At 59.6% G+C, this 18477-nt stretch carries 21 protein-coding genes; 8 read left to right on the forward strand and 13 right to left on the reverse strand.

Annotation, left to right across the window (positions count from 1 at the left end):
- Nucleotides 1-20 precede the first annotated feature (20 nt).
- Nucleotides 21-2207, forward strand: coding sequence for an excinuclease ABC subunit UvrB (uvrB, locus tag AC2FNL_RS01075; RefSeq protein ID WP_170373035.1), 2187 nt, complete (start codon nucleotides 21-23; stop codon nucleotides 2205-2207).
- A gap of 2 nt (nucleotides 2208-2209) precedes the next feature.
- Here the strand turns inward: uvrB and AC2FNL_RS01080 are convergent, their stop codons facing one another.
- Complete coding sequence (locus AC2FNL_RS01080; protein WP_496831806.1) at nucleotides 2210-2758, reverse strand: NYN domain-containing protein; 549 nt, start codon at nucleotides 2756-2758, stop codon at nucleotides 2210-2212.
- 190 nt (nucleotides 2759-2948) lie between these two features.
- Between AC2FNL_RS01080 and AC2FNL_RS01085 the strand changes: the two genes are divergently transcribed.
- Complete coding sequence (locus AC2FNL_RS01085; RefSeq protein ID WP_496831808.1) at nucleotides 2949-3656, forward strand: ORF6N domain-containing protein; 708 nt, start codon at nucleotides 2949-2951, stop codon at nucleotides 3654-3656.
- Here the strand turns inward: AC2FNL_RS01085 and AC2FNL_RS01090 are convergent.
- From AC2FNL_RS01090 to AC2FNL_RS01105, 4 genes are all read right to left on the reverse strand, one after another.
- Nucleotides 3653-4006: an MmcQ/YjbR family DNA-binding protein gene (locus tag AC2FNL_RS01090; RefSeq protein WP_496831810.1), complete on the reverse strand. Its 354-nt coding sequence runs from the start codon at nucleotides 4004-4006 to the stop codon at nucleotides 3653-3655. The two genes, AC2FNL_RS01085 and AC2FNL_RS01090, sit on opposite strands and share 4 nt — an antisense overlap.
- 56 nt (nucleotides 4007-4062) lie before the next feature.
- Nucleotides 4063-4620 carry a lysozyme gene (locus AC2FNL_RS01095; RefSeq protein ID WP_170367709.1) on the reverse strand — a complete coding sequence of 186 codons (558 nt, stop codon included), beginning with the start codon at nucleotides 4618-4620 and terminating at the stop codon, nucleotides 4063-4065.
- 27 nt (nucleotides 4621-4647) lie between these two features.
- A complete protein-coding gene (locus tag AC2FNL_RS01100; RefSeq protein WP_093963396.1) occupies nucleotides 4648-4938 on the reverse strand; it encodes a hypothetical protein in 291 nt (96 codons plus the stop codon).
- A 160-nt stretch (nucleotides 4939-5098) separates the two neighbouring features.
- Entirely contained in the window at nucleotides 5099-5539 is a 441-nt protein-coding gene (locus tag AC2FNL_RS01105) for an excalibur calcium-binding domain-containing protein (protein WP_496831813.1), read from the reverse strand.
- 71 nt (nucleotides 5540-5610) lie between these two features.
- Between AC2FNL_RS01105 and AC2FNL_RS01110 the strand changes: the two genes are divergently transcribed.
- Nucleotides 5611-6120, forward strand: coding sequence for a HugZ family pyridoxamine 5'-phosphate oxidase (locus AC2FNL_RS01110; protein WP_093963398.1), 510 nt, complete (start codon nucleotides 5611-5613; stop codon nucleotides 6118-6120).
- Here the strand turns inward: AC2FNL_RS01110 and AC2FNL_RS01115 are convergent.
- Together AC2FNL_RS01115 and AC2FNL_RS01120 are read right to left on the reverse strand one after the other, a co-directional pair.
- The gene (locus AC2FNL_RS01115; RefSeq protein WP_093963399.1) at nucleotides 6105-6512 is read right to left on the reverse strand and encodes a universal stress protein; all 408 of its coding nucleotides are present in this window, start codon (nucleotides 6510-6512) and stop codon (nucleotides 6105-6107) included. The two genes, AC2FNL_RS01110 and AC2FNL_RS01115, sit on opposite strands and share 16 nt — an antisense overlap.
- A gap of 72 nt (nucleotides 6513-6584) precedes the next feature.
- Entirely contained in the window at nucleotides 6585-6905 is a 321-nt protein-coding gene (locus AC2FNL_RS01120; RefSeq protein WP_093963400.1) for an antibiotic biosynthesis monooxygenase family protein, read from the reverse strand.
- Between the two features lie 139 nt (nucleotides 6906-7044).
- Between AC2FNL_RS01120 and AC2FNL_RS01125 the strand changes: the two genes are divergently transcribed.
- Nucleotides 7045-7710, forward strand: coding sequence for a hypothetical protein (locus AC2FNL_RS01125; RefSeq protein WP_496831816.1), 666 nt, complete (start codon nucleotides 7045-7047; stop codon nucleotides 7708-7710).
- 43 nt (nucleotides 7711-7753) lie between these two features.
- Here the strand turns inward: AC2FNL_RS01125 and AC2FNL_RS01130 are convergent, their stop codons facing one another.
- The 3 genes from AC2FNL_RS01130 to AC2FNL_RS01140 form a co-directional block, all read right to left on the reverse strand.
- Nucleotides 7754-10039, reverse strand: coding sequence for a glycosyl hydrolase family 28-related protein (locus AC2FNL_RS01130; RefSeq protein ID WP_496831818.1), 2286 nt, complete (start codon nucleotides 10037-10039; stop codon nucleotides 7754-7756).
- Between the two features lie 142 nt (nucleotides 10040-10181).
- Nucleotides 10182-10583, reverse strand: coding sequence for a DUF4864 domain-containing protein (locus AC2FNL_RS01135; protein ID WP_496831820.1), 402 nt, complete (start codon nucleotides 10581-10583; stop codon nucleotides 10182-10184).
- Between the two features lie 48 nt (nucleotides 10584-10631).
- Nucleotides 10632-12206, reverse strand: a complete 1575-nt coding sequence (locus AC2FNL_RS01140; protein ID WP_496831822.1) for a lysine--tRNA ligase — start codon at nucleotides 12204-12206, stop codon at nucleotides 10632-10634.
- Between the two features lie 265 nt (nucleotides 12207-12471).
- Here AC2FNL_RS01140 and AC2FNL_RS01145 point away from each other — a divergent pair, with 265 nt between their 5' ends.
- On the forward strand, nucleotides 12472-12894 hold the full coding sequence (locus AC2FNL_RS01145; RefSeq protein WP_093963405.1) for a tellurite resistance TerB family protein: 423 nt from the start codon (nucleotides 12472-12474) through the stop codon (nucleotides 12892-12894).
- A gap of 6 nt (nucleotides 12895-12900) precedes the next feature.
- Here the strand turns inward: AC2FNL_RS01145 and dacB are convergent, their stop codons facing one another.
- The 3 genes from dacB to AC2FNL_RS01160 form a co-directional block, all read right to left on the reverse strand.
- The gene (gene dacB, locus AC2FNL_RS01150; protein WP_496831824.1) at nucleotides 12901-14379 is read right to left on the reverse strand and encodes a D-alanyl-D-alanine carboxypeptidase/D-alanyl-D-alanine endopeptidase; all 1479 of its coding nucleotides are present in this window, start codon (nucleotides 14377-14379) and stop codon (nucleotides 12901-12903) included.
- Between the two features lie 84 nt (nucleotides 14380-14463).
- On the reverse strand, nucleotides 14464-15066 hold the full coding sequence (locus AC2FNL_RS01155; RefSeq protein ID WP_496831826.1) for a nicotinate-nucleotide adenylyltransferase: 603 nt from the start codon (nucleotides 15064-15066) through the stop codon (nucleotides 14464-14466).
- A 32-nt stretch (nucleotides 15067-15098) separates the two neighbouring features.
- Nucleotides 15099-15569: an MOSC domain-containing protein gene (locus tag AC2FNL_RS01160; protein WP_170342595.1), complete on the reverse strand. Its 471-nt coding sequence runs from the start codon at nucleotides 15567-15569 to the stop codon at nucleotides 15099-15101.
- Nucleotides 15570-15705: 136 nt separating this feature from the next.
- On the opposite strand from AC2FNL_RS01160, the gene ettA reads away from it, so the two are divergent.
- The 3 genes from ettA (at nucleotide 15706) to AC2FNL_RS01175 (ending at nucleotide 18450) form a co-directional block, all read left to right on the forward strand.
- Nucleotides 15706-17373, forward strand: a complete 1668-nt coding sequence (gene ettA / locus AC2FNL_RS01165; protein WP_093963407.1) for an energy-dependent translational throttle protein EttA — start codon at nucleotides 15706-15708, stop codon at nucleotides 17371-17373.
- 84 nt (nucleotides 17374-17457) lie between these two features.
- Nucleotides 17458-17823 (forward strand): hypothetical protein, encoded by a 366-nt coding sequence (locus AC2FNL_RS01170; RefSeq protein ID WP_170365292.1) that lies wholly within the window; start codon nucleotides 17458-17460, stop codon nucleotides 17821-17823.
- Between the two features lie 420 nt (nucleotides 17824-18243).
- Nucleotides 18244-18450 carry a cold-shock protein gene (locus AC2FNL_RS01175; RefSeq protein WP_093963409.1) on the forward strand — a complete coding sequence of 69 codons (207 nt, stop codon included), beginning with the start codon at nucleotides 18244-18246 and terminating at the stop codon, nucleotides 18448-18450.
- Nucleotides 18451-18477 lie beyond the last annotated feature (27 nt).

Consider the following 18477-nt stretch of genomic DNA (forward strand, 5'->3'; position numbering starts at 1 on the left):
AGCCCAAGCGGAGCCTGCCGATGCCCTATGCACATTCTGACAAAACCCAACTGACCGTCGACGATGTCCGCGCCCGCCTGAAGCTTGAGGGCGGTAAGCGGTTCGTCATGCATACGGAGTTTGCACCGGCCGGGGATCAGCCAACGGCCATCAAGGAACTCGCCGCCGGTGTTTTGGACGGCGAACGCGATCAGGTGCTGCTGGGCGCCACCGGCACCGGTAAGACCTTCACCATGGCCAAGGTGATCGAGGAAACCCAACGCCCCGCCATCATCCTCGCCCCCAACAAGACGCTGGCGGCCCAGCTTTACGGCGAGTTCAAGGGCTTCTTCCCGGACAACGCGGTCGAGTATTTCGTCTCGTACTACGACTACTACCAGCCCGAGGCCTATGTGCCGCGTAGCGATACCTATATCGAGAAGGAGTCGCAGATCAACGAACAGATCGACCGGATGCGCCACTCGGCCACCCGCGCGCTGCTCGAGCGTGACGACGTCATCATCGTGGCCTCGGTCTCGTGCATCTATGGCATCGGCTCGGTCGAGACCTACGGGGCGATGACGCAGGATCTGAAGGTCGGGAACGAATACGACCAGCGGCAGGTGATGGCCGATCTGGTGGCCCAGCAATATCGCCGCAACGATCAGGCCTTCCAGCGCGGCAGCTTCCGGGTGCGGGGCGATTCTCTGGAGATCTGGCCCGCCCACCTGGAAGACCGCGCTTGGAAACTCTCGTTCTTCGGCGAAGAACTTGAGGCCATCACCGAATTCGACCCCCTGACCGGCGAGCGCACTGACACGATGGAGCAGATCCGGGTCTATGCGAACTCGCACTACGTCACGCCGAAACCGACCATGCAGCAGGCAATCCTCGGCATCAAAAAAGAACTGCGCCAGCGGCTGGATCAACTGGTGGGCGAGGGTAAACTGCTGGAAGCACAGCGGCTGGAGCAGCGCACCAATTTCGACCTCGAGATGCTCGAGGCGACCGGCGTCTGCAACGGGATCGAGAACTATTCCCGCTACCTCACCGGCCGCGCACCGGGCGAGCCGCCGCCGACCCTGTTCGAATTCATCCCCGACAACGCCATCGTCTTTGCCGATGAATCCCACGTGTCCGTGCCGCAGATCGGCGGCATGTATCGCGGCGACTACCGGCGCAAGTTCACGCTGGCCGAACACGGGTTCCGACTGCCCTCCTGCATGGACAACCGTCCCCTGAAGTTCGAGGAATGGGACGCCATGCGCCCGCAGTCGGTCTTCGTAAGCGCCACCCCGGCCAAGTGGGAACTGGAGCAGACCGGCGGCGTCTTTACCGAACAGGTGATCCGCCCCACGGGTCTGCTGGACCCCGAGGTCGAAATCCGCCCCGTCGAGATGCAGGTGGACGACCTTCTGGACGAGGTGCGCAAGGTTTCGGCCAAGGGGTTCCGCACGCTGGTCACCACGCTGACCAAACGCATGGCCGAAGACCTGACCGAATACATGCACGAACAGGGCATCAAGGTCCGCTACATGCATTCCGACATCGACACGATCGAGCGGATCGAGATCCTGCGCGACCTGCGGCTGGGGGCCTTCGACGTGCTGGTGGGCATCAACCTGCTGCGCGAGGGGCTCGACATTCCCGAATGCGGTTTGGTCGCCATTCTGGACGCGGACAAAGAGGGCTTCCTGCGCTCGGAAACCTCGCTGATCCAGACCATCGGCCGCGCCGCCCGCAACGCCGAGGGCCGCGTGATCATGTATGCCGACCGCATCACCGGCAGCATGGAGCGTGCGCTTGAGGAAACCAACCGCCGCCGCGCCAAGCAGATCGCCTATAACGAGGAACACGGCATCACGCCCGAGACGGTGAAGAAGAATGTCGATGACGTCTTGGCCGGTCTCTATCAGGGCGACGTGGACATGAACCGCGTCACCGCCACCATCGACAAACCGATGCACGGCGCCAATCTCGAGGCCCATCTGGACGGGTTGCGCGACCAGATGCGCAAAGCGGCCGAGAACCTGGAATTCGAAGAAGCCGCCCGCATCCGCGACGAAATCAAGCGTCTGGAAGCTGTCGATCTGGCCGTCGCCGACGACCCCATGGCGCGGCAATGGGCGGTCGAGAAAGCCTCGGAAGACGCGGTGAAATCGCGCGGACGGTCAACGGCTGGCAGGCCGGGGCAGCGGGGTGGTAATGTCAAGCGACGGAAGCGGTGAATTTATCTGAACTCTACACGGTTGTCCTTTATTTTGCCTCGCACGAAGACATCCTTCTGAGATATATTCGGGAACTGCTGTTCCCAATCCCTATATCTGTCGTTTGATACTATCCGCGCGTTCAGTTTTTGAGCATCCGTAATCAACAGCGGATCAGCAGGCGTTCCTTTCGGCGCAACCCAAATACGACGTGCGGGAAACCGAAGTGCTTTGGACAGCTTCGCGGGATCTAGGTAACGGCCGGCAACCAAATAACCGATATTTGCATCAAACCAGATTACAGGTTCAAGCCCTTCCGAGATCAGCTCGTCAATTACTATTCTCACAGAGTCCAGGTCCGGTTTGTCGTTATTCCAATACAGAACATTTGACCCGTCTATCACGACCCAATTGGCTTGTTTGCGCAGCTTGGTTCTAAATAATAGTATAATTGCCAGAACTGAACCGACGACCCCGGCCAACATTGGAAGTGTTATGACCGGACCGAAAGCCGTCACCGACAATAACACCGCTGCTAAGGAAAAAATTAACAAGAAAGCAAACCTAATCATACAGAGATTGATAGCAAGTTTTGCACACCCCGCAATAGAGGTGACTTTGCTTCCGTAAAGAGCCCTTTCTTTAGAATTTCTGTTATTGCGTTTTGTCCGCCCCTTAGTTTACGCCCCTCACTCATCCCTTGCCACGCACCCCTCCCTCCTCCACGTTTGAAATCACAAATTGTGATTCCAAACGGCTGCCATGACGAACCCGAACACCCTGCCCAGCACGCATGAGGTCCAAAGCGCCATTCACCGGGTGCGCGGAACCCGCGTGGTGCTGGCCGAAGATCTGGCGCGGTTCTATGGAAAAACCGTCAGCGCCTTCAATCAGGCCGTCTCGCGCAACAAGGACCTGTTCGAGGGCTACCGCTTTCAACTGACCGACGACGAGGTGGCCGATTTGATATCACGGAATGTGATTTCAAAGCCCAAAGGCCGCGGCGGGCGGCGGGTCAACCCGTGGGTCTATACCGATTACGGCGTGGCCATCGCCTCGACCCTGTTCAAGGACCCGCGCGCGATCAAGATCACCCGCATGATCACCGAGGCCTTCGTCGACGGTGCGAACGCCCTCGCTGAAACCCCACGCAGCGCGCCCGAGATCCTGCCGCCCGAAGGCACCCCCGCCCCACTGCTGCCCAATGGCGAGCAATTGCGGGCACTGGCCGAAAACATCCTCGATTCCGGGCAACAGAGCCTGGTCGACTACATCGCCAACCCCACCACCAAGCGCCAGCAGGCGGTGGCGACGATCATGAAAACCCTGGCCGAAACCGCTGGCGAAGAGGTGCGCACCCAGCACGAGCGTCTGCGCCTGCGCATCGCTGAACGGTTGGCCGCGGGCGATTACGCCGATGACGATGACCGCAAGCGGCTGATCGAACTGCTGCAGGCGATGAAGGGTTAAAGCCCCAGTTCCGCCCGCATCTTTTTCGTCAGCTTGGCCACGACCATCTCGTAGGACGTCACGATGTGATCGCGCAGGGACGGGTCGCTCATCCCGCGTTCGTCATAAACCTGCAGCCATTTCATGCCCCGCGAGGCCAGATAGGGCGCGGGGCGGATGCCGGGCTGATCCTGCAGCACCTCATAGGCCAGATCGGTGGCCTTGAAGGTAAAGGCGTCCTTGCCGTCGTTCCAGCCGCAGATCGCGAACACCTTGCCGCCCACTTTCCAGACATCCGCATTGCCCCACTGCACGACGTGGCTTGTGGCCTTGAGAGAGGCGCAGAAGGCGTTGAATTCGTCTCGGGTCATGACGCCGATCCTGACCGGCCGGCAAGGATTTCGCAAGCAAGCATGACCTGTCGGGCCTAACCGAACAGGTCTTGCAGAACGTCGCCGATCTGAACCGTCGCCGCGCTGGACCAGTCTGGCCGATAGGACGGTTTTCGCACCTGATACTCGGTTCCGGTGCCGGTGCCCGACCATACGCCATCGAAGAACAGAGCGCGCTCCTTGCGCCGCCGCGGGCGTATTTCAGGTGGCCGCCGCCAATACATGATCGCGCGTCGAGCACCGGCCACATCCCCGGCCTTCCACCTGCGCACCCATACGGCCCGGTCTATGGCCCCGGTGTTGTAGTGAAAGGACAAGGCCGCGCCCAACTGCGCCTCGGTCAGGGCGTGGCCGGCAAAGGCCGTTTCCACAGCAGGCAGATAGTTGGTGCGGATAGCCCACTCATACACTTCAAAACAGCGCCGCAAGGTCTGAGGGTTGTCCAGATAGCGCGGCCAGACCGTGTGGCCCGAGGCCGACGTGATCCCCACGCTCCAGGTCCAGACATCAACGGAATCCAGATAGGCCTCGCGCACGATCGCTTCGTGCGCGATAAGCTCGGCTGCAATACGCGGCGTGATCTTGTAAGGCATCAGGCCATCCCCGGGTGGCGGCCAATGTCACCCCTTGTCCCAATGGGCGATGACATCATAGCCCATCGGCGTCGGAGCTCCTTCAAGATACTCGGCAAACTGGCCCCACAACTCGGCAACCTTGGGGGCGTTTGCGTTTGATGTCGCCTCGCTTTCGACGACCGAGATCACATAGCCGCTGCCATCCTCGTTCATCACATTCGTAAAGCAGTGCATACCGGGCATGCCCATGATCTGATCCTTAAGATCGTTCATTCGGGCCGTGGCGGCCTCACGGGTGCCGGGCTTCATCTTGAACTGGGTAACGCGTGCAAACATGGTTGTCCTCCCTCGCATGGGGTCCAGACCCCGAACCGCGGCAAACTGCCAGCGGACGGTATGATCCTACCACGTCCTGCCCAAATCACGCAGGGACACAGGCAACGCGATCATGTGCGAGGAAAGGTTCAACCATGAAGATAGGCGTCTTCAAGGACCTTCAGGGGCGGACAAATTTGGCGTTTCCGACAGCCCGGGGTTTGGGCGCCGCGGTTTGCGTGGACGCAGGAGCCTGGACCGGCACAGCCGACCGCGTCGCGGCCCGGACACTGGACTCGCATGCGATCCCGTCGCCGTCAGGGTCGTTGCGTTTGTGGTACCCAAGCTGTCCCTCGCGCATCGGTCCAAGACCAACGGAGCGAGCCGCATCGCAACCAGCCAGCGCCACAAGGTGCATCACGGCTTCGGTCCGCTCCAGATCCGAGGTCCGGAGATATACGCCCAGCGCGATCATCCCCGTCGTCAGCGGCAGGGCCAGCACCATCAGCAGAATGCGCAGCGGGGACAGCGCATGTCGGCGCAGGGCATCAGCCTTGCGCTGTCGACGTGCCAAGCGCGGATCTTGCGCGGGTTCGTTGTATACGGTTGTCTTCAGCTTCATAAGCTTGGCGATACACCAACTATGTGGCAAAGCCGAGGCATCGGAATGACGCAATCCAGCGAGGGCGCCACGTGAACACACGAAACCCATTTCGCCCGGTCGACGAGACTGCGCGGGAACTGGCCCTTGATCTCATTGCGCAGGCCCGTTTTGCGGCGCTTGCCGTGGTGCATCCGGACAACGGACTGCCGTCGATCAGCCGCATCGCATTGGCCACCGACAGTGTTGGATGGCCGCTCACCCTGATCTCGGATCTGGCGGAGCACTCACGCGCGTTGGAGGCAAATCCGGCCTGCGCGTTGCTGATCGGCGAGCCCGCTGACAAAGGTGATCCACTGACCCATCCCCGGCTGACCCTGCACTGCACGGCGCGCCCGATTCCACGGGCGACCGAGGAGCATACCGCGCTTCGGGCACGCTACTTGTCACAGCGCCCGAAGGCCGGACTATATGTCGACTTCGCGGATTTCCGTTTTGTGCGTTTTGAGATTGTCGATGGGCTTCTCAATGGCGGGTTCGGCAAAGCGTGGAAGATGACACGCGAAGACCTTTGCCCACCATCAGATCAGCGAACGACGTGAACTGCGCAACTGGCGTGACGCACCACATGCGTCGCGGTCGAGCCGAGCAACAGATCCTGCATCCCCGGTCGGTGCGACGCCATGATGATCAGGTCAGGTTTGTTGGTTTCCGCCCAATCCAGAATCGTGCGCCCCGAATGGCCCTCGACCACAACGCCTTTGGCGTTCGGCAGCTTGGCAGCCAGAATGTTCAGCTCATCCTGGATCGCGCGCCGCGCCTCGGTCAGGTATTCGGCCGGCATATAAGAGATTGCGTAGTCCGGAATATGCTCGACAACATGCAACAGGGTCACTTTGGCATCTGGCGTCGCCAACAGCTTGGCCAGCTTCAGCGGCCCCGACGTGTCACGCTCGGCATCGAAGGAAATCGGGACAAGAATATTGTGATACATGGCTGGCGCCTCCTTGAGTTTCGCGTTCAGATAGCAGTAGCCAAAGTCTTCTGACCTTGATTCAGGTCAGGATCAGTCAAATGTTTCGGCCACGTCGTACATCACCGGCTCGAAGCTTTTGCACAATTCGTTGATCTTGCGGTTACGCTCGCGCATTTCAGGCGTTCGCAGCATGGCCAGAAAGTCTTCCCGCCGCTCCCACTGCGAATAGTTCGCGATGCGGGTCTGGGCATCGTTGACATGCAGTCCGGCCGCGACAAAACCGGGCTGCTTGGAAATGAAGTTCGCATAGGCGTCGGTCAACGCTTCCAGCAGGTCCTGGCAGGTTCCGGGGGTCATTTCGAAAGTGGTGATAACGGTTTGAACACTGGCGTCTTTTGATATCTTCGGCATCGGTCATCTCCCTTGTCTGACCCAAGCCTAGCACAGGTTTTTCAAACGTCCTGCCTTTCGTTGAGCTGGCGCGAAAAAGTTTCCGAAAAATGAACCGAGCGCTAACCTTCCGTTAACCAAGGTTGATGATCCTGCGCCAATGGCCCGCCTAATCGCCTTCCTGTGTGCAAGCCTTGTGTTTTCGACTCCGGCCGTCGCCGGGGCGTGGCTGCGTGAAAAAGGCGCCTCGTTCACCTCGTTGGCCCTGACGGCGTTTTGCGAGCCCGGGAAGGACATCCGCTTCAAGTCCTCGCTCTATGGGGAATGGGGAATGCGTCCAAATCTGACGCTGGGTTTGGACGCGGAAGAGCATCAGGACCTCTACGGTCACGCCGTGGTGTTTGCGCGCCTACCGGTTGCCGAATTTTCCAACGGTGGGCGGCTGGCGGCCGAGTTGGGTGTCGGCGCGCATCACCGTGAAACCCGCGCATGGGCGATGTACAAGGCAACCCTGTCTTGGGGCAAAGGATTTCAGGCCCGATATGGCAGTGGCTGGATGGCGGCTGATGCCGCGCTGGAATACCGAAGCCATGACGCTCTGATCCGCAAACTGGATCTGACAGTGGGATTGTCCTCGCACCGTCGGGTCAATCCCCTGCTCCAGATCGAAACGTCCTATGTACCCGGCCGCCCGCTCTATTGGAGCGCGCGGCCCTCGGCGATGTTTCGATCGGACAGCGGCCCAAATACCTGGATAATCGGGGTCGAGCGCAACGCCGCCCAGGACAGGCCAGGCCTGAGATTCGCGCTGTGGCGCGAGTTCTGAATGCAGCGAGCCGGCCGGCCCAAAAGCGACCGGCCGACCCGGATCAGACCTCGATCCGCATGATCACCGAAACTTCACCGCTCAAGGCCTCGGACCAACGCAACTTGATCTGGTCCTGGTTTGTCCCCTGCTGCAACTGAACATAGGGGGCCGAATAGCGCAGGGTTCCAAAGGCGGTTCTCAGCCCGTCCAAAACGACGACGCTGTCACAGCTGCGGGCCTGCCCGCCAAATGGGAAAGCACCATCCGAGTCCACCGTCCAGGCAGAGGCCGCCGTATTCTGTTCGTGTCGGACCCGCAACGGGTTCGCGGTCTTGATTGTCACGTTGTGATACGTGTTGTCTGCGAACGTGACATTCACATGCCGATCAGGATTCAGATCGGCAAAAGTTGTATCAACCTTGTCCACGCGGTCGATTGACCCGTTCGCCGTTCGGAACTTGTTGCCCGTGACCGTCATTCCGTTCAGGAAATGCCCGACGCCATGCGGGCGCACGACGATATAGGCGAACCACGGGGCAACGTCACTTGAATAGAAGATGTTGTCTGTGATGCTCATGGCGCTGAAGGAATAGCCCGAGGTGTAGTCAGGTTCGGCATCGCGCTCATTGCTCCACTCGATGAAACAGTTGTCGACATAATTGTCGGCGATCGAAGAACTGTTGTAGGCCCCGATCATCACCAAACCCGCATTGCGCACACCGTTCGACACGCTGTCGCCCTGAAAGAAATGGTTGCCCAGAACCAGGTTGTTGTCTCCGCCCAGAACCGCGAAGTGGTGGAAACGAACGGCGCGGTTGTGGCGCAGCTTGACGTCGTTGGCATTGGCGTTGATGGCAATCGAACTGCGGTCGGGCACGTCCAGAGACTCCTCACTGGACAGGAACTGGCAACCGTCGATCAACATGCCCTGGCACCCCACGCCGATCGAGGTGATGCCGCGATCCAACGGACGGCTGACAAAGCAGTTCTTCAAAACGAACGTGTTCCCGCCCGGCGACAGGCGGATGGCGCTGCAGCGCCCGTTGCATTGAAACTCGATGTCTTCCATCGCGAATTTCTGCAGCGCACTGAAGCCCGAGAAATCCAACAGGTACTTGAAATCAACGAACGTGAAGGTCTGAGTGCCAGCCGCATCGTAGATGGGTGCGTTCAAGGTGATCTCACCGGCACCTTCATCCTTGGACCGAACATAGATCTCACTTCCAACGCCGCTGCCCTGAACCAACGACCCGAGCGGGATATTGGCCACGTTGGCCACACCGGACAACTTGTAAGGATCCGCCGGATCGTATGTTGCGACAGAGTTGAAAGTCTCGGTGTCCCATGAGGCGCTGCTTTTGACGTCGAACTGCCCGTTGCGGATCACGCGGCGAGTGGAGTAGCTGCCGCGATTGGGCACGGCGGCCTGCATGTCAATCGGCTCGGACACCGAGATCTTGCGGCCTCCCAGGTCCAGCGATTCATGATCCGAGTTGTTCAGCAGCGCCTGAAACGCCTTTTTGAAGGCCAGGGCTTCGTCGCCGAAGGCGGAGATGTAAGTCGGCAGATCGAAATTCTTGGTCAGAAGAAGCATCTTGTCATCAGGCATAGTGACCGTGCCCTCAAAGTCGACCTCGGCGTCCAGCCCAACATCCTGTGCCAGGTGGTAGGTTCCCTGCGGCACATAGATGCGGCGACCTCCCGCAGCTTGGTCAGCCGCCTCAAACGCGGCCGAGTCGTCGGTCACACCATCTCCCAACGCGCCATAGTCCCGCACGTCCACAAGGCTGATCATGTCGCGCAAGAAAACCCCGGTGACATCGGTAATTTCGATATCATCGATCCGAACGAGCGCGCCGTTTGCCCCCTCGATATCGAGGCCGAAATGCCCGTATAGCGCCGAAATGCCCCAAGGCATGTCCACGCCCGGCCGCTGCCCAATCCCGACGATCGCGGTGACCTCGTGCACCACGCCATAGCCCGACAGCTGAATGGCCGGGCCCTGTTCGGTCAGTCCGGAAAGGTGCACGTCGCCGGCCCCTCCGGCCCATCCAGCGATCCGGACCTGCGGCAATGGCCCGCTGATCGCTTTGACCCGCGCCTTGATCTGCAAATAGCAGCCCGGCAGAAGCGGCGTCTGCCCCATGTACCGCAGTTGCTGCGTGGCATTGACCTTCAGTATCTCAAGACAACCGCCAAACTCCGCATCTGCAGGCACGAACACTCCAGTTCCCGATCCGTCATAGGTCGGTGAGCCCGGAGTGCCGTCGCCGCTGGACCAGACATCCAGACCATTCGCGAATTGCGGCGGCGTGAAAACGATGCCGTCGGTGATTGCCTTGTTCATTGAATACCCTTTCCCAAACGCGCCCACTCTTCAGGCTATCGCGCGTGCCAAATTACGGATCCGGAAGCCGCCCGGACACGCTGGTCTGAGTATCGGAAAGGGATTAACGGTCGCTCATATCATCGTAACGGTGGGTGTTGCATCAGGCCGATGGGTCGAAGTTGCCAAGCAGCTGCACTCCGTTGATCTTCCAGCCGTTTTCCAGCTGGACCATCTGATAGTCCAGGATGTGAACCCGGCCGTTCGCATCCACCACCATCACTTTCTGCCACCAGAAACCAGAAATCTGCCGCAATTCCAGAAATCGGATCTCAGCTGGGCGCCAGACCATTGGATAGCCGTTGCGCACCATCGCGCCAAAATTCTCAGGCGTGCGGAACATTGTCTGGATGTTGGGGCTGGCGAAGGTGAAGGCCGTGGCGAAGTCATCGACCTTGAAGGCTTCAATCTGCGCAGCAATATTGGCTTCGATGTCGCCACTTTGGGCAACTGCGGCTGTTGCCAAACCGGCGCTCAAGGAAACTGCAAGCAAAAGTCGACGCATGGGGCCACCTCCTGCCGGAAAGGTAGCCCCATGCAGTATGTGGTCAAATCAGGCCAGGTCTCCGGCCAAGGCCTTGTCGATCAGTGCAATCGTTTCGGGGACGCCATAAAGGGCGATGAACCCGCCGAACCGAGGGCCTTGGCTGGCGCCCAACAACACCTCGTAAAGGGCTGTGAACCAGCCGCGCATCGGGTCAAAGCGCTCGCGGCCGATGGAATAGACCACCGATTGCAGAGCTTCGTCCTCGACCGGACCGTCATAGGCTTCAAGCGCGGACTTCAGGGCCTCAAGTGCCTCGCGCTCTTGCTCCGTCGGCGCCCGGTGCTTGCGTGTCGGCTTCACGAAGTCGTTGAAGTAGCGCACTGCAAAACCGGCGGCTTTGTCGAGGTCCGGGTGGCTTTCGGCCGTGGCTTCGGGCGCATAGCGGCGGATGAAGCCCCACAGCGTCTCCTTGTCCTCGGCACCTGAAACCGACGCGAGGTTCAGCAGCATTGCAAAGGGTACGATCAACGTCGATTCCGGCACGTCACCGCCGTGAATGTGCCAGACCGGGTTGTTCAACTGAGCCTTCAGATCCTGCCCGGGGTAGGCACGCAACTGCTGATGGTACTCATCATACGCCTTGGGGATGACGTCAAAGTGCATCCGCTTTGCCGTCTTCGGCTTTTGATACATGAAATAGGCCAGACTCTCGGTCGGTGCATAGGTCAGCCACTCGTCGATCGAAACACCGTTTCCGGACGACTTCGAGATTTTCTGCCCGTTTTCATCGAGGAACAGCTCATACGAGAAATGCTCGGGCGCACGGCCGCCCAGCGCGCGGCAGATCGCGTCATAGATCTTTTCGTTGGTCGCATGTTCCTTGCCATACATCTCGAAATCGACGCCCAACGCCGCCCAGCGCGCCCCGAAATCCGGCTTCCACTGCAACTTCACATTGCCGCCGGTCACGGGCAGCGTCCACTCCTTGCCGTTTTCATCATCAAAGGTGACTGTGTAGGTCTCGGCGCACACCTTTTTCATCGGAACATAAAGGACCCGGCCCGTTTCCGGATGGATCGGCAGAAAGATCGAATAGGTCTGCTGACGCTCCTCCCGCAGACTTTTCAGCATGATGGCCATGATGTCGTCATAACGTTCGACTGCACGCTTCAGGATCTCGTCGAACTGACCCGAACGATAAAAGTCGCGCGCCGAATAGAACTCGTATTCGAACCCGAACGTATCAAGGAACCGACGCAGCATGGCGTTGTTGTGTTCACCAAAGCTGGGATACTCACCGAACGGATCAGGGACCGAAGTCAGTGGCTGCTGCAGATAGGCTTCCAGGGCCTCTGGGTTCGGCACGTTGCTGGGGACCTTGCGCATCCCGTCCAGATCGTCCGAAAAGCAGATCAGCTTGGTGGGAATGTCCGACAGGGCCTCGAAGGCGCCCTTGACCATCGTGGTCCGCGCCACCTCACCGAAAGTGCCGATATGCGGCAGGCCGGACGGGCCATATCCCGTTTCGAACAGAACGAAGCCCTTTTCCGGTGGAGACTTCTGATAGCGTTTGAGCAACCGGCGCGCCTCTTCGAAAGGCCAGGCCTTTGACGTCATGGCGGTTTCACGCAGTTCAGACATTTCGTTCGTTCTCCATCGGGAAATCAGCGACGGTCGCGCAATGCGACCGATCGGCATCTCCTATTGTGCAGATGCAGCGTGAGTCAATGACCGCAGGCGAGAAACGCCGCCCCTGCTACGATTTCAGACGGTTGCTCGTGACCAGAAACACGGCAAAATCTGATCAGGGCACAAGCAGACATCGGTATGTATTGGAAAACAAGATATTGAACCCTTTGCCACACCTCAATAACGTGCGGCACGATACCAATCGCAGGACGTTCCCATGACCCAACCCGTTTCCCACCCGATGTCGCCGCAGGATTGCCTTGTGGCGATCATGGTGGCCGTTTCAGCCTCGGACGAGAACATCCGCACCGTGGAACTGGTCAAGATCGAGACAGCTGTGAACATGCTGCCTGTTTTTGCCGACTACGATATTGACCGTATGCGCCGGGTTTCGCAGATCGTGTTTGACCTGTTCGAGCAGGAAGATGGTCTGGACGCATTGTTTGGCCTGATCCGGGACAATTTGCCTGAGCGGTTGAACGAAACGGCTTATGCTCTGGCCTGCGATGTCGCCGCCGCCGATGGCTCGCTGGCCGAGACCGAACTGCGGCTGCTGGAAGAGATCCGGTATGAGTTGGAGATCGATCGGCTGCACGCCGCAGCGATCGAGCGGGGCGCACGGGCGCGTCACACCGTCTGATCGGATTTAGCTGCCGTAAAGCGCGCCCCAGCGCTCGATGAGGGCCTGCTGCAGTTTGCGGGACCTGCGATTCCAGCTGCGCGCGCCTTCAGGGCGTTCGCGGCTTTCACGCGCGATGGTCGCCCGATGTGGAAGATCGGCAGTGAATATCGCAAAGGCCAGTTCTGATCCTCCGGCGGTGGTCAGATACCCGCCCAGGCCAGACACAAAGTTCAGGGTCCCGGTCTTGGCGTCCACCTTGATCGGGTGCCCTTGGATCCGCTGGCCCTTGGCGTCGGTCAGGGTAAACGGCTTCAACAGATGTCGCAGCGTTTCATGCTGCTGTGCGGCCACCAGAACCTTGACCAGACCAGAAGGTACCATTCGCGAAGCATCGCCCAACCCCGAATGATCCACCATAGCAATACCGGACGCGCCATAGGTCTGAGCCGACCAGCGATTCATCTCATCCGCAGACTCTGCCAGTGTTTGCGGCCGCCTACCCCGTGCAACGGTCGCAGCCAGCCCCACCATCTCGGCCGTCAGGTTGGTCGAATATTTCAGCATCCCTTTCACGATGCTGGTCAATTCATCGCTCTGATGCGTGACCAGAACGGTGCCGCTGGGGACCTCGCGCGTGACTTGAACCCGCCCCAGGACGATGCCGTTGACCCGGGCCAGAGTGCGGAACACATCTCCGGCATACAAACCCGGTTTGCGCACTGGCAACCACCTGGCGCCGCCGCTGCCCAGCGCGCCCTTGGCAACTGTCCAGCGGTCCTGCCGCGCGCTGGGTTGATAACTGTAGACCGGAAGGTTGCGATTTTCGATCCGCATCGCGGCCATGTCCACCGACGGCGTATAACTGGCGCTGCGTGCGTCCATGGTCACGTCATAGCTGGACCCTTGGCGCTTCCACTCGAAATGCACACGGTTGAAGTTCAGCGAAATTCCACTGATCGCAGGGCTATAGCCCACATGATCAGGCTGACCGGGGTCTATGCTGAATACATAGGGCAATGCGCCGCTGTACACTTTGAACGCACCCCGAACCTCGGTCAGTCCGGCCTTGCGCAGGTTGGCGGCCATCGTGGCCAGAGCATCGGTATCCAATACCGGATCGCCGCCTCCGACCAGTATCAGATCACCCTTGAGGATCCCGTTTTCAATCGGACCATCTGCGATCAGCTTTGTTTCGAACCGATGGTCCGGGCCCAGAACGTCCAGCGCGTATAGCGCGGTGAGGGCTTTGGCGACACTGGCCGGCGGCAAGCCGCTGGCTCCGCCGAATTCCTCCAGTTGCACGCCGGTTTTCACGTCGGCCACGGCGAAGACCACTTCGCCTTTCAATCGCGCCGCCTGAATGATGCGTTCGGCACCGCTCAACTCGGCGCCACGGGCAACAGGCCGCAACGAGACCGTTGGCGCCCCGGCAAAACCCGCGGTGGGGATCAGAAGCGAACCGGCGCCGGCCAGAAAGAAACGTCTCGAAATACGATCAGTCATGGGTTAAATAAAATCCCAGAGATCACAGGCAAACAACCATGCACCTGAATTATGTGCCCATCGGGGCTGTTCAGGCAACACCTGTCAGGTCCAGCCGCCTTTGGAGCGTATCTGAGTCGAGCTGACGTCGACCATCGGCACGTTCACGAAACACCAGGCAGGCGCATCGGCCCGACCCAAAAGATGCCGCGCCGTTCCGTCAATCCGGTATTTGGCATAGACACGCGCCGCCGGTGACATGCGGGCCGAAATCCGATCTCCGGGGCGCGCCACCACGCCCACAGGAACGGTGTCCATGATCAACCGCCAGTCCTTCCATTTGTGAAACTGGGCCAGGTTGTCAGCCCCCATCAGCCAAACGAACCGAACCTGCGGATAGAGCCGCCGCAATGCAGCAAGTGTGTCAGCCGTGGCGCGGGTGCCGGTCAGATCCTCTATGTCAGTCACCTCAACCTTGGGATGCCGCATGATGGACCGTGCGGCCTCGACACGCTGATCGATCGGAGCCGGGCCGCGAGATTTCAGCGGATTCCCCGGCGACACCAACCACCAGACCCGACCCAACCCAAAAGCCTTCATCGCCTCCAGTGTAACGTGCACATGCCCCTGATGCGGTGGATCGAACGATCCCCCGAACAGTCCCACGACCTGACCGGGCCGCGCATATGGTATCGCGCTTCGCAACATCCCCTGCTGTAGTCCAGAACTCGGCAGCCTTGTCAATCAACAGGTTGCACAGCATCGCCCAAACCGACCATCCCCGATCGCACCACTTCGGCACACCAGCCGCCATGCCCACGCACGGCAGAGTAGCCTCCGCTGCCCAACGCCTCTTCCATCCTGCTGCAAGGCGCGCAGATAACCGTGATCCGCAAAATCGCTGTGCCGACCTGAACCTCGCGCCCTTTGAGAGCGCCCAGATTGATGCCGGAAACCACCAGATTGCGCCGCAGCACGTCCGGTGTGACTGGACCTTGTCCCAAATAGCTGCCGATCGCGGCAAGATGCTCGTGCTGAATCAGGGTCACCGCACGCTTCCCCGGGCGACTCCGATCGCCCTCAACCCCGTCTTCCCGGATCATCGCCTGACCCAGCGCCATCATGTCCAATCGTCGCCCCGGTCTGACGCCGATCCATTCGATCCGTCCGGCCTTGGCCCAACCCGATACCAATTGCGCAAGTTCCGGCATTCCCAGCATCCCTCCCAGTCCGGTCCGGCCGGCGCATAAGGCCAGCCAGAAATTCGCCAAAGCACCAGCTTGCCCCGCCCGTCCCGCTTGGCTATCAAGCGGGTCAACCTGAATTCCCCGACCCAGAGGACGCGACATGGCCGCCTATCAATATGTCTACCACATGCAGGGTGTCTCAAAGACCTATCCCGGTGGCAAGAAGTGCTTTGAAAACATTCACCTGAGCTTTCTGCCCGGCGTAAAGATCGGTGTCGTCGGCGTGAACGGCGCCGGTAAGTCGACCCTGATGAAGATCATGGCCGGCCTTGATACCGATTTCACCGGCGAGGCGTGGGCCGCCGAGGGCGCAAAGGTCGGCTATCTGCCACAAGAACCTCAGTTGGACGAATCCCTGACCGTCCGCGAAAACGTCATGCTGGGCGTGGCCGAAAAAAAGGCCAAGGTCGACCGCTTCAACGAAATCGCGATGGAGATTGCCGAGAACTACTCGGACGAGTTGATGGAAGAGATGACCGCCCTGCAGGACGCGATCGACGCGGAAAACCTGTGGGACCTCGACAGTCAGATCGACGTTTCGATGGAGGCACTGCGCTGCCCGCCGGACGATGCCAACATCGCCAACCTCTCAGGCGGTGAGAAACGCCGCGTGGCACTGTGCAAGCTGCTGCTGGAAGCGCCCGACATGCTGCTCTTGGACGAACCGACCAACCACCTGGACGCCGAGACTATCGCCTGGCTGCAACAGCACCTGATCGACTACAAGGGCACCATCCTGATCGTCACGCACGACCGCTACTTCCTTGATGACATCACCGGCTGGATTCTCGAGTTGGACCGCGGCCGTGGCATTCCGTACGAGGGCAACTATTCCTCGTGGCTGGAACAGAAGGCCAAGCGGCTGGAGCAGGAAGCCCGCGAGGACAAGTCCAAGCAGAAGACCCTGCAGCGCGAACTGGAATGGATGCGTCAGGGGCAAAAGGCGCGTCAGGCCAAATCCAAGGCCCGCATCAACGCCTACAACGAGTTGGCCGAACAGTCCGAGCGCGAAAAGCTGACCCGCGCCCAGATCGTCATCCCCAACGGCCCGCGCCTGGGCAGCAAGGTGATCGAGGTCAACGGGCTGGCCAAGCATATGGGCGACAAGCAATTGATCGAGAACCTGTCCTTCAGCCTTCCGCCGGGCGGCATCGTCGGCGTCATCGGTCCCAACGGCGCCGGTAAGTCGACCCTGTTCAAGATGCTGACCGGCCAGGAAAAGCCCGATGCAGGCACCATCGAATACGGCGACACTGTAGAACTGTCCTATGTCGATCAGTCGCGCGACGATCTCAACGACAACGACACCGTGTGGGAGGCGATCACCGGCGGTGCCGAAATCATCCAACTGGGTGACGCGCAGGTCAATTCCCGCGCCTATTGCTCGTCCTTCAACTTCAAGGGCGGCGACCAGCAGAAAAAGGTCTCGCTGCTGTCAGGGGGTGAGCGCAACCGCGTCCACATGGCCCGCCTGCTGAAAGAGGGCGGCAACGTCCTGCTGCTGGACGAACCGACCAACGACCTGGACGTCGAAACCCTGCGCGCGCTGGAAGACGCGCTGGTCGATTTCGCCGGCTGCGCCGTGGTCATCTCGCACGACCGTTTCTTCCTCGACCGGATCTGTACGCACATCCTGGCCTTCGAGGGCGATGCGCATGTGGAATGGTTCGAGGGCAACTTCGAGGACTACGAAGAAGACAAGAAGCGCCGCCTTGGACCGGACGCGCTGGAGCCCAAGCGCTTAAAGCACAAGAAATTTGCGCGGTAGCACCCCTGATACATCTCCGGATGGATAGTGTGGGCAGAAATCAGCCCATACTATCACCGGGATGATGGACAGTTGGAGAACGGTATGGCGGAAGCGCTACTGTTGCTTGGCTTCTTTGTGCTCGCAAGCATTTCGGCGTGGGTGTCTTCGCTGATCTTGGCGTCTGTGTTTCCATTCTTCAACTTCAAGAAAGAGTATACCGAGTATCTATTGAGGGTAAGCGGCGCACCGCCCACCCGTCTTCGTCTGCTTCTGACGGTTTACGGGGCTAACAGCTATTTCTTTAAGATAGATTGGGGGCACGATTCACCTGCACCGGGTGCACTCAAAACCACTCCAAATCGCAACCTTTTTCGCATGCTTCTCCTGGCACTTGCGACCTTGATTTTTACCGTGTTCCTGTGGATCGCTGCATTCGCGATGTTCAACATCATCTCGGCACGAATCTAGAAAACGACATCCCGGCATCTGGCTGATTGCTTGTGCCCATACGGGCTCTCGGGCGTCCGAATGCCATTGACTGGAGTCGACTATCAGACAGGTGACCGATCCTATTTCTTGGCCGATCCGCTAATGGATTCGTGTCCGTTCTGCCCGGATGGGACGCGATAATCTGACACCGAAAAGTCCGTAGCGGATTCGAATTCAGTTCGGCGGATTTATGTTCAAAACGCCCGCTGGCCCCTGAAAGCACAACACATTCTGCCCAACTGACCCTTGCCATATGGCCCTCTCAGTGCCATATGCAAAGAGCTTACGTTATTCTACTTCGACCTACTGTCTCCGTTTTCGGCGTTCAGTCTATCGATCCAGACAACGACGCCGGGCTGCCGCAATTCCGTGGGCAGCACTAATACAGGAGATACGGATATGCCCGCAGGCACCGTAAAATGGTTCAACACCACCAAAGGTTTCGGCTTCATCGCACCCGAAGAGGGCGGCAAAGACGTGTTCGTGCACATTTCGTCCGTCGAACGTTCGGGCTTGACTGGTCTGGCCGACAACCAGAAAGTCACCTATGAACTGCGCGCTGGTCGCGACGGTCGCGAAAGCGCCGACAACATCGAACTGGCCTAAATCAGGTCTCTGGGGGCGACGGATGGC

It is taken from the genome of Ruegeria sp. CRTD044, assembly GCF_059613485.1.

Excerpts from the sequence above, each read along its gene's own strand:
- AC2FNL_RS01160 (WP_170342595.1), bottom strand. The coding sequence starts at position 15,569 with ATGCCGGAACTTGCGCAATTGGTATCGGGTTGGGCCAAGGCCGGACGG.
- AC2FNL_RS01120 (WP_093963400.1), bottom strand. The coding sequence starts at position 6,905 with ATGCCGAAGATATCAAAAGACGCCAGTGTTCAAACCGTTATCACCACT.
- AC2FNL_RS01100 (WP_093963396.1), bottom strand. The coding sequence starts at position 4,938 with ATGTTTGCACGCGTTACCCAGTTCAAGATGAAGCCCGGCACCCGTGAG.
- AC2FNL_RS01085 (WP_496831808.1), top strand. The coding sequence starts at position 2,949 with ATGACGAACCCGAACACCCTGCCCAGCACGCATGAGGTCCAAAGCGCC.
- uvrB (WP_170373035.1), top strand. The coding sequence starts at position 21 with ATGCCCTATGCACATTCTGACAAAACCCAACTGACCGTCGACGATGTC.
- AC2FNL_RS01095 (WP_170367709.1), bottom strand. The coding sequence starts at position 4,620 with ATGCCTTACAAGATCACGCCGCGTATTGCAGCCGAGCTTATCGCGCAC.
- AC2FNL_RS01125 (WP_496831816.1), top strand. The coding sequence starts at position 7,045 with ATGGCCCGCCTAATCGCCTTCCTGTGTGCAAGCCTTGTGTTTTCGACT.
- dacB (WP_496831824.1), bottom strand. The coding sequence starts at position 14,379 with ATGACTGATCGTATTTCGAGACGTTTCTTTCTGGCCGGCGCCGGTTCG.
- AC2FNL_RS01090 (WP_496831810.1), bottom strand. The coding sequence starts at position 4,006 with ATGACCCGAGACGAATTCAACGCCTTCTGCGCCTCTCTCAAGGCCACA.
- ettA (WP_093963407.1), top strand. The coding sequence starts at position 15,706 with ATGGCCGCCTATCAATATGTCTACCACATGCAGGGTGTCTCAAAGACC.
- AC2FNL_RS01115 (WP_093963399.1), bottom strand. The coding sequence starts at position 6,512 with ATGTATCACAATATTCTTGTCCCGATTTCCTTCGATGCCGAGCGTGAC.
- AC2FNL_RS01080 (WP_496831806.1), bottom strand. The coding sequence starts at position 2,758 with ATGATTAGGTTTGCTTTCTTGTTAATTTTTTCCTTAGCAGCGGTGTTA.
- AC2FNL_RS01130 (WP_496831818.1), bottom strand. The coding sequence starts at position 10,039 with ATGAACAAGGCAATCACCGACGGCATCGTTTTCACGCCGCCGCAATTC.
- AC2FNL_RS01105 (WP_496831813.1), bottom strand. The coding sequence starts at position 5,539 with ATGAAGCTGAAGACAACCGTATACAACGAACCCGCGCAAGATCCGCGC.
- AC2FNL_RS01175 (WP_093963409.1), top strand. The coding sequence starts at position 18,244 with ATGCCCGCAGGCACCGTAAAATGGTTCAACACCACCAAAGGTTTCGGC.
- AC2FNL_RS01135 (WP_496831820.1), bottom strand. The coding sequence starts at position 10,583 with ATGCGTCGACTTTTGCTTGCAGTTTCCTTGAGCGCCGGTTTGGCAACA.
- AC2FNL_RS01145 (WP_093963405.1), top strand. The coding sequence starts at position 12,472 with ATGACCCAACCCGTTTCCCACCCGATGTCGCCGCAGGATTGCCTTGTG.
- AC2FNL_RS01170 (WP_170365292.1), top strand. The coding sequence starts at position 17,458 with ATGGCGGAAGCGCTACTGTTGCTTGGCTTCTTTGTGCTCGCAAGCATT.
- AC2FNL_RS01140 (WP_496831822.1), bottom strand. The coding sequence starts at position 12,206 with ATGTCTGAACTGCGTGAAACCGCCATGACGTCAAAGGCCTGGCCTTTC.
- AC2FNL_RS01155 (WP_496831826.1), bottom strand. The coding sequence starts at position 15,066 with ATGTTGCGAAGCGCGATACCATATGCGCGGCCCGGTCAGGTCGTGGGA.